Consider the following 3890-nt stretch of genomic DNA (forward strand, 5'->3'; position numbering starts at 1 on the left):
GTTCTTACGAACAGTGAATAGTCAAAATATTACTTAAGCCGTGGCGGCTGAAGCACTGGCTAAAAGGGATGTAAAAGATATGTCAATAAGTCATCGTGGCAGCATATTACTATTATATAAAATGAAATTTTGTTGTTAGATTTAAAGTTAGAAATAAACTGATAAATAGACTTTTATTAATGACTTTTATAAATAATTATGTTGAGTGTTTTGATATTATAAAAATATATAAAGTAGTTATAGTATATATTTTAGAAGTTTTATCATTGCGTCTGTACAAAAGGTATATTCAGAGGAATCAAATACTAAGAATTGATGATATTATATTTACATATTGAAACATTTTTTTGTATATATTTCAATCAATTTTTAGTTTTAATTTTAATATTATTGATTTTTGTAGCTTAAAATTTAAAGTCTTTTAATTTAAAAAATAAAAAAAGACACGCATTATGATAATGCATGTCTTTTTTATTGTTATTTACTAAATTTATTTATAATGAGTTATCTATTATTACAATAAAGTCGATTATATTGTTGCTTTGTCTTTATGAATTCTTTCTATCCTTAAATCATTTATGATAAAGCAGATGTTGTTATCATTTATTATATTTGTTTATGACAAGTTCGCTTCCTATCCCCGATAGTTCAATCAGATTTTCGCTTTGCTCACTGATTTCTATATCTTCTGTCGGCTTATTATCTATATTAAAGAAAATATTATTGCTCTTGACTTTTTTATTTATGCTGAAGGTGCTGTTTACCGGAATATTTAATTTTGATGTTGCCTTGATTTGATTTACATCTATCCTTCCCTTAAATTCATTATAAGTGATGTTCATATCATTTGAACAATTAAGTTCAAGATGTCCGCAGTAATCGTAAACGAATATATCATAGAATTTCCCGTCTGCCTCGATACCTTTATTTTCCATATTTTGTATCTTTAAAATATCGCATATTGTATAAAGTTCTATTTTATTGCATAGTTCGTATGGGATATATATCAAAACCGAAAGTTCGTCTTTTGTCTCTGATTTTGTGATTTCTCCGATTTTCTTTATATCCACATCTATGCTTCTTTTATTTTCGTCTATCTTTACTTTAAAGTGCTTTTCTAAATCCTTTACTTTATTTGAAGCAAGCTTTACGATTATCTTTTCTCCGCTTACACCTTTTAAAATGACTTCCGATACTTCATTTATATTTATATCGTAGTCTATGATATTCTCAATATCGTACTTTGTTTCGCTTACATATAAAAAGTCTTTTTTATTATTTATATCCTTCTCTTCTTTTAAAAGCTCATCTATGGAAATATCAAATTCCTTTGATATCTTTATTATATTATCTATGTCCGCTATCCCGCCTTCCGTTTCCCACTTTGTTATAGCCTGTCTGGATACTCCTATTTTTTCCGCGAATTGTTCCTGGGATAAGTGTAGTTCTTTTCTGATTTGTTTAAGCTTTTCTGAAAATTTCATATTGTTTCCTCCTATGTTTATGACTTAAGTATAGATAATTATATTTTTTTAACAAGCAAACATAGTTTACATTCATATAATTACATGCTACTTAGCGTAGCATTATCTTATTTAAGTATAAAAAATATGCTGCTTATTATCAATAGGAACAAATTGGTATTGACTTATACTATACTTTACAGTATGATTTGTACTATAAAGTACAGTAAGGAGGATACCATGTCGGCAATAGATTTGATAATACTTGGAATGATAAAAGAAAAAACAATGAGTGCTTATGACCTTCAGAAGAACGTTGAGTACAGACATATATCAAAATGGGTCAAGATAAGTACTCCTTCCGTATATAAAAAGGTCATTACCCTTGAAAATAGGGGATATATAAAAGGAAAGAACGATAATGAAAACAGTATACCCGGGAAAGTCATTTATTCCATTACCGAAGAAGGAAATGAATATTTCATTTCTCTGATGAAAAAGACAAGCGAGAAAATGGTAAATGTGTTTCTTGATTTCAATGCGGTGATAGTTAATCTAAACAATATAGATAAAGAACTGGGATTATCTTTGGCGGAAAATATAAGTAGAGAAATAGATAAATATTATTCTGTGGTAGACGAAAAAATCACGGAAAGAGAGCATATACCCTTTACCGGAAAGACGATATTAAAACAGCAGTTAATGGTGGGGGAGGCTTTAAAGGAATGGAGTGAAGAATTCATAAAAACTTACAGAGATGAGGGTGAGAAGTAATGCCTCAGATCACAAAAGGAGGAAAGTATATCTTTGGATGGTCTGTTATAAGAGAAGATTATACTTTAAATATCCCAAGTATGGCGATGCAAGAATATAAAATGTATGACGAAGATAAAATTTATATTTTCTCGGGAAGCAAGTCAACAGGCGGATTTTGCATAACAAGAAAAGGACTTCTTATAAATTCGAAGTTAAAGGGGATACTGGAGGATAATCCGAAATTAATGAATTATCAACTTAAAGAGGGAGAGCTTATTCCTTATAAAGGGCGAAGTTATGCTTACTTAAAAATAAAAAATGGTAAAATCAAGATTTCAAAGGATATGATTGATAAGCTGGATTTAAATATAGGTGATAAACTCCTTTCCATAAGAAGCAGTGATATCGCCTTTACAATGGGGCTTAAAGGTCAGCTTATCGAAAGGGCTGAGAATTATAAGGGAGATATAGAGGTTTATTAAATAATTATAATATATAATCAGTAATATCCTAACGGGGCACTACGCCTCACTTCGCGAGATTCCGCGCCCCTTATAAAAAATAAACTTACAAGGAGTAATAATGAGAGATTTATATAACATGATTTTCAAGAGAAAATCCATAAGGAAATTCGATAAAAAACTAAGTATATCAGATGAAGAGCTAATTAAAATACAAGAAGAGTTCGGTAAAGTTTCATCTTTGATAGGAGATATAAAAACAGAGTTTAAAATAGTAAGTAACGATGAAACTACTTCAAAAAGAGGTGAGTATAGTATTCTCTTCTACAGCGAAGACAAGGATAATTATTTATTAAATGCAGGTTACATGATGGAGCAGGTTGATTTATTCCTTACCGAGATGAATATAGGTGCCTGCTGGTACGGTATGGCAAAGGCTAAGGACATTGAAAAAGATGGTTTGGAATTTGTGATAATGTTTTCTATCGGGAAATGCAATGAAGATGACTTCAGAAATGATATTAAAGAATTCAAGCGTAAGGATATAAGCGTCATTTTAAAGGGCGATAAATATGATGATGTGATAAAAAATGCAGGGCTTGCCCCCAGTGCTTGTAATTCACAGCCTTGGAGGATATTAACGAGTGAAAATAGTATAGAAGTATTTAAAAAGGATAAAATGAAATCTTTTATTCCCGGCACAAATCTTTCTTTTTACAATAACATCGATATGGGGATATTTTTATGTTTCTTAGAACTAGTACTAAACAGTAAGGGAATAAGCTTTGATAGAAATATTATTAATGGAAGCAAAGTATCCGACGGATTAGTTAAAATATGCGAATATAAAATAAATTAAAGAGAGGTAGAGTTATGGGAAAATTAAGCGAAATGCCGAACATAGGAAAAGTAGTTGAGGAACAGCTTATAGAAGTTGGATTAGATACTCCCGAAAAGCTGATAGAAGCGGGAAGCGAAGAAGCTTGGATAAAATTAAAGGGTATAGACCCTTCATCATGTCTGATGAAGCTTTACGGACTCGAGGGTGCGGTAAGAGGAATTAAGAAAAAAGATTTACCGCAGGATGTAAAAGAAAAGCTGAAGGATTTTTATAATAATTATAAATAACAGACAAATAAGGGGCTCTGTCCCTAACACCCCCTATAAGGGACTTCGTCCCTTAAGAACCCTGCCCTTTTTTGTCCGAAGA

The 3890-nt window shown here is 30.8% G+C and carries 5 protein-coding genes; 4 read left to right on the top strand and 1 reads right to left on the bottom strand.

From position 1 onward, the window contains the following. Positions 1-599 precede the first annotated feature (599 nt). On the bottom strand, positions 600-1484 hold the full coding sequence (locus NSA01_RS09765) for a helix-turn-helix domain-containing protein (protein ID WP_257481271.1): 885 nt from the start codon (positions 1482-1484) through the stop codon (positions 600-602). A gap of 219 nt (positions 1485-1703) precedes the next feature. Here NSA01_RS09765 and NSA01_RS09770 point away from each other — a divergent pair, with 219 nt between their 5' ends. The 4 genes from NSA01_RS09770 to NSA01_RS09785 all read left to right on the top strand — a co-directional run bounded on the left by NSA01_RS09770 (position 1704) and on the right by NSA01_RS09785 (position 3808). Further along, complete coding sequence (locus NSA01_RS09770) at positions 1704-2237, top strand: PadR family transcriptional regulator (protein WP_257481272.1); 534 nt, start codon at positions 1704-1706, stop codon at positions 2235-2237. Then, positions 2237-2701 carry a hypothetical protein gene (locus NSA01_RS09775; protein ID WP_257481273.1) on the top strand — a complete coding sequence of 155 codons (465 nt, stop codon included), beginning with the start codon at positions 2237-2239 and terminating at the stop codon, positions 2699-2701. The genes NSA01_RS09770 and NSA01_RS09775 overlap by 1 nt, the downstream gene beginning before the upstream one ends. Positions 2702-2801: 100 nt before the next feature. Further along, positions 2802-3539 carry a nitroreductase family protein gene (locus NSA01_RS09780; RefSeq protein ID WP_257481274.1) on the top strand — a complete coding sequence of 246 codons (738 nt, stop codon included), beginning with the start codon at positions 2802-2804 and terminating at the stop codon, positions 3537-3539. Between the two features lie 14 nt (positions 3540-3553). Next, positions 3554-3808, top strand: a complete 255-nt coding sequence (locus tag NSA01_RS09785; RefSeq protein ID WP_257481275.1) for a TfoX/Sxy family protein — start codon at positions 3554-3556, stop codon at positions 3806-3808. The last annotated feature ends 82 nt before the right edge of the window (positions 3809-3890 follow it).

Origin of the sequence: Anaerofustis stercorihominis (assembly GCF_024623185.1) — a bacterium.
Lineage (GTDB): Bacteria > Bacillota > Clostridia > Eubacteriales > Anaerofustaceae > Anaerofustis.

Bases quoted from the DNA above. Each gene is read 5' to 3' on its own strand.
- NSA01_RS09780 (WP_257481274.1), top strand. From the start codon at position 2,802: ATGAGAGATTTATATAACATGATTTTCAAGAGAAAATCCATAAGGAAA.
- NSA01_RS09785 (WP_257481275.1), top strand. From the start codon at position 3,554: ATGGGAAAATTAAGCGAAATGCCGAACATAGGAAAAGTAGTTGAGGAA.
- NSA01_RS09770 (WP_257481272.1), top strand. From the start codon at position 1,704: ATGTCGGCAATAGATTTGATAATACTTGGAATGATAAAAGAAAAAACA.
- NSA01_RS09775 (WP_257481273.1), top strand. From the start codon at position 2,237: ATGCCTCAGATCACAAAAGGAGGAAAGTATATCTTTGGATGGTCTGTT.
- NSA01_RS09765 (WP_257481271.1), bottom strand. From the start codon at position 1,484: ATGAAATTTTCAGAAAAGCTTAAACAAATCAGAAAAGAACTACACTTA.